The following is a 4,222-nucleotide window of genomic DNA, read 5'->3' as shown; positions in this document are numbered from 1 at the left end:
GCCCCGCGGGGCCTCGGCGTTACGGGAGATTCACACCGGATAGTCGTGCAGGCCCTCGGTGACGCCGACGGTGTCGATGTGCCGCCAGAGGTACCACGCGGCGACGGTCCGCCACGGGGCCCAGACGTCGGCGGCGTGCTCGGCGAGCGGGGGGACGGTATCGAACCCGTACAGGCTGCGGGCGGCGTTGCGGATGCCGAGGTCCCCCACCGGCAGCACGTCCGGCCGGCCGAGGCCGAACATCAGCACCATCCGGGCCGTCCACGGCCCCAGTCCCTTCACCGCGGTGACGCGGGCCGTCACCTCCGCATCGGGGAGGGTCGGGAACTCCTTCAGCTTCATCCCCCGGGCGGCCTCGGCGAGATTCTTCACGTACCCGGCCTTCACCCCGCTGAGCCCGCAGGCCCGGATCTCCTCGATCGACAGCGCCCGCAGCGCCGTCGCGGTGAACTTCCCCCGCGGCGTGGCCGCCTTGAGCCGGGCGGCGACGGTCTTCGCCGCAGCCATGCTGATCTGCTGGGAGATCACCACCCGCACCAACAGGGCGAACAGGTCCTTCTCCGGCTTCAGGCGAAACGGCCCGACCCGATCAATGACGCCGCAAAGGACCGGGTCCGCCTCCCGCAGGGCGTGCACGCCCGTCGCGGCGACGTCCTCGTTGAACAGGCAGGGCGGGGGCGAGTTCATCAGTCCCCGTCACATCCGACGTCCGACATCCCCGATCCGACATCCCGCACGTCCCACACGGCCGCGTGCACGGTGGCGTCGGTGCGAAAATCGGGGCGGTCGGGGCCGACGACGGCTTTGCGTTCGTAGTTCGTCAGCGGGGCGCCGCCGGCCTGCCGTTCGATCGCCGCGGCGGTTTCGTCCAGCGGGTTCTCCCGGCGGACCAGGCGCGGGCAGGCGTCCAGCAGGGCGACGATGCCCTCGAAGTATTCGCCCACGTCGGTGCGGATGTGCAGCCGGCCGTCGGCGGCGAGGGCGGTCAGGATCAGGTCGAGGAACTCCGAGCCCAACGCCTCGCCCAGCAGCCGGCGCTTGCGGTGCCGGCGCTTCCACCAGGGGTCCGGGTAAAGCACGTGCACCGCGGCCAGGCTGCCGGCCGGGACGAACTCCCGCAGGAACCGCACCGCGTCCCCGCCGAACACCCGGGCGTTGGGCGAGCGGTCGCGTTTCAGCCGCTTCGCCCCCCGGCGGGCGGCGGTGAAGTCATGTTCAATCCCGCAGAGGTTCACCCCCGGCCGGGCCGCGGCGCCCTCGTTAGTGAACCGGCCGCGACCGCTGCCGACGTCCAGCTCGACCGGCCCGGGGTTGGGGAACACCTCGGACCAGTTCAGCGGGCCGTGCTCCACGGGGTCAGGCAGTTCGAACAGCGGCCGGAACCAGGGGGTGAGGTCCTCGCGGACCGGCTCCCCGGTTCCCGGCTCCTCACGCCCCGGCTCGGCGCCGTCCTGATCGGGGGGGGCCGCCTCGGTCACGACGCGTTCGCGACCTCGCGGCGCTCCCGACGGCGGGCGGCCCGTTCCTCGGCGGCCTTCTCCGCGTGGGTCTGCCCGCGTTCGATCGGCACGCCGATCATCTCGCCGTTGAAGACCATCGCCCCGTTCACGAAGCCCTGGATGTCGAACGAGGCCCGCTTGCCGGGCCGCAGGTCCGTCACCTTCACGCAGACGATCAGCCGGCAGGGCGGGCGCACGGGGCGGCGGAACCGGACGTTGTTGATCCCGCCGAAGCCCACGAAGTCTCCGCCGAGCACCTTGAACTTGCGGGCGTAGAACCCGGCGAGCTGGGCGGCGGCCTCGCACTGCAACACCCCCGGCATGAGGGCGTAGCCGGGGAAGTGGCCGCGGCACCAGAAGTCGTCCGGGCTCAGGTCGACGAAGCCGACGCCCCCGTGGTTCTCCTGATCGACGTGCACGACCCCGTGCAGCTGGAGCATTTCGAACCGCTGGGGGTTCACCTCCAGCACCTCGTCCAGCCCGTAGAGGGGGTTGTCGAAGTCGTACTCGGAGAAGTCGTACAGGGACGGCGGGGGCATGACGGCGTCGCGGCGTCGCGGGCGAGTTGTGAAGCGGCCCCGTGCGGCAAAACGAAATCGGCAGCCGGGCGCCGGGCGGCCGGCGGATGGTACTACCCCGCGGCCCCTTGCGGTAGGAGCCGACCCCGCAAGGCGGCCGGCTCCGTGATCGGCGGAGAACAACTCGTGCCGACGCAGACGTACGCCGCCGCCCGGCCGTCCTGCGGGATCTTGCCGGTCAGCAGTTCGGGGTCGACGCCGCCCGTGTCAGCCGCGGCGTTCACCAGGGTCGCGTGCGGGGCGAACGTTTGTCGGGCGGCGGCCAAGAGCGGGGCGGCGGCCTGTTCGCTCTCCGCGGCGATCACCACCTCCGTCCGCGGGCCGAGGCGCCGGTCCAGCCCCAGCAGCGCCCAGCCGGCCTGCATCGGCTGGGCCTTCATCACGCCGGACAGACCGCCCAGCAGGGCCGTCGCCCGGTCGTCCCACTCCCGCCGGCCGGTCAGGGCCGCGAGCTTTTGCAGGGCCGTGATCGCCAGCGCCGTGCCGCCGGGGGTGGCGCCGTCGGTCGCCTCGATGCGGCGGGCCGGCAGCTCGTCCTCGCCCTCGGCCGTCTGAAACAGCGGGCTCTCCGGCGTCGGCCCGCCGAAGCGGTCCAGCCCGGCTTCGGCCAGTTCCGTGGCGAAGCTCAGCAACCGCGGCTCCTGCCGGGCCTGCCACAGGTCGCACAGGCCGTCGGCGAGGGCGAAGTAGTCCTCCGCGAACCCGGGCGCCCCGCGGCGGCCGTCCTTCCAACTGCGGTGGAGCGTGCCGTCGTGCCAGAGTTCAGCCTGCAAAAAATCCGCCGCGGCGAGGGCGGCGTCGGCGTATTTCGGTTCCTCCAGCACGGCCGCGGCTTGGCCGAGGGCGCCGATCATCAGGCCGTTCCAACTGGCGACGACTTTGTCGTCGCGGAACGGGCGGGTGCGGGTCGTGTTGCGGCGTTCCAGCAGGGCCGCGAGCGCGTCCTCCAATTCCAGCGGCTCCGCGTCGATCGGCGGCGTCTCGGGGTCGCGGGGGGCGGTCAGGATGTTTTTGCCCTCCCAGTTGCCGCCCTCCGTGACGCCGAAGCCTGCGGCGAAGAACGCCCCCAGCGACTCCCCCAGCGCCGCGTCGAATTCCGAACGGTCCCAGACGAAGAACTTGCCCTCCTCGCCGTCGGTGTCGGCGTCCTGGGCCGCGGCGAAGGCGCCGCCGTCGACCGTCATCTCCCGCAGGACATAGTTGCAGGTCTCTCGAGCGGCCCGCCGGGCGTTCTTCCGCGCTCCGGCGTCGCCGCCGTCTGCCAGGGACGCCTCCAACAGCGCCGGGACGAGCAACCCCTGGTCGTACAGCATTTTCTCGAAGTGCGGAACGAGCCACTGCCCGTCCGTGCTGTAGCGGTGGAACCCGCCGCCAAGCTGATCGTAGATGCCGCCGCGGACCATCAGGTCCAACGTGTTCGTCACGTGCTCCGTCGCCTCCGGTTCGCCGAACCTCCGGCCGATCCGCAGCAGCACCCGCAGGTCGACCGCGTGGGGGAACTTCGGGGCCCGGCCGAAGCCGCCCTGTTCCCGGTCGGCGTACCGCAGCAGCTTGCGGCCGGCGGTCTCCAGCAGGTCCGCCCCCGGTTCGCCGTCGCCGCTCGGCGGGGCTTCCGCGGCCTGGCGGACGGCGTCCGTCAGCCCCTCGGCGGCGGTGTTCGCGTTCTCCCGCTCCGCCCGCCAGACGTGGTTCAGGCGGGTCAGAATGTGCAGGAACCCCGGCATCCCCGGTCGCGGCGGGTGGGGCCAGTAGGTGCCGCCGTAGAAGGGCCGGCGGTCCGGGCGCAGGAAGACGCTCATCGGCCAGCCGCCCCCGCCGGTGAGGGCCTGCACGGCGTCCATGTAGACCGCGTCGACGTCCGGCCGCTCCTCGCGGTCCACCTTCACGCTGACGAAGTGTTCGTTGAGAAACGCCGCCACCTCCTCGCTTTCGAAGCTCTCCCGCTCCATCACGTGGCACCAGTGACAGGCGCTGTACCCCACCGACAGGAAGACCGGCTTGTCCTCCGCGGCCGCTTTCTCGAACGCCTCGTCGCCCCAAGGGAACCAGTCCACCGGGTTCTCCGCGTGCTGGCGGAGGTAGGGGGAGGTTTCGTCGGCGAGGCGGTTCGACATGGGCTTTTCAAACGCGTAACGCCGAGGCCCC

4 protein-coding genes are annotated in these 4,222 nt (G+C 72.0%); all 4 read right to left on the bottom strand.

Annotated features, from left to right (window positions below):
• Positions 1-30 precede the first annotated feature (30 nt).
• The 4 genes from ACG2DA_RS21890 to ACG2DA_RS21875 all read right to left on the bottom strand — a co-directional run bounded on the left by ACG2DA_RS21890 (position 31) and on the right by ACG2DA_RS21875 (position 4,191).
• Entirely contained in the window at positions 31-687 is a 657-nt protein-coding gene (locus tag ACG2DA_RS21890) for a DNA-3-methyladenine glycosylase family protein (protein ID WP_395258692.1), read from the bottom strand.
• A complete protein-coding gene (locus ACG2DA_RS21885; protein ID WP_395258690.1) occupies positions 687-1,478 on the bottom strand; it encodes a tRNA (guanine(46)-N(7))-methyltransferase TrmB in 792 nt (263 codons plus the stop codon). Before ACG2DA_RS21885 ends, ACG2DA_RS21890 begins: the two co-directional genes overlap by 1 nt.
• Complete coding sequence (locus ACG2DA_RS21880; protein ID WP_395258689.1) at positions 1,475-2,038, bottom strand: 3-hydroxyacyl-ACP dehydratase FabZ family protein; 564 nt, start codon at positions 2,036-2,038, stop codon at positions 1,475-1,477. The genes ACG2DA_RS21885 and ACG2DA_RS21880 overlap by 4 nt, the downstream gene beginning before the upstream one ends.
• 92 nt (positions 2,039-2,130) lie before the next feature.
• Positions 2,131-4,191, bottom strand: coding sequence for a thioredoxin domain-containing protein (locus ACG2DA_RS21875; RefSeq protein WP_395258687.1), 2,061 nt, complete (start codon positions 4,189-4,191; stop codon positions 2,131-2,133).
• Positions 4,192-4,222: the final 31 nt, after the last annotated feature.

Origin of the sequence: Alienimonas sp. DA493, assembly GCF_043951915.1 — a bacterium.
Lineage (GTDB): Bacteria > Planctomycetota > Planctomycetia > Planctomycetales > Planctomycetaceae > Alienimonas.
The sequence above is the reverse complement of the archived record's forward strand: the minus strand, read 5'-3'. Positions and strand labels throughout refer to the sequence as shown.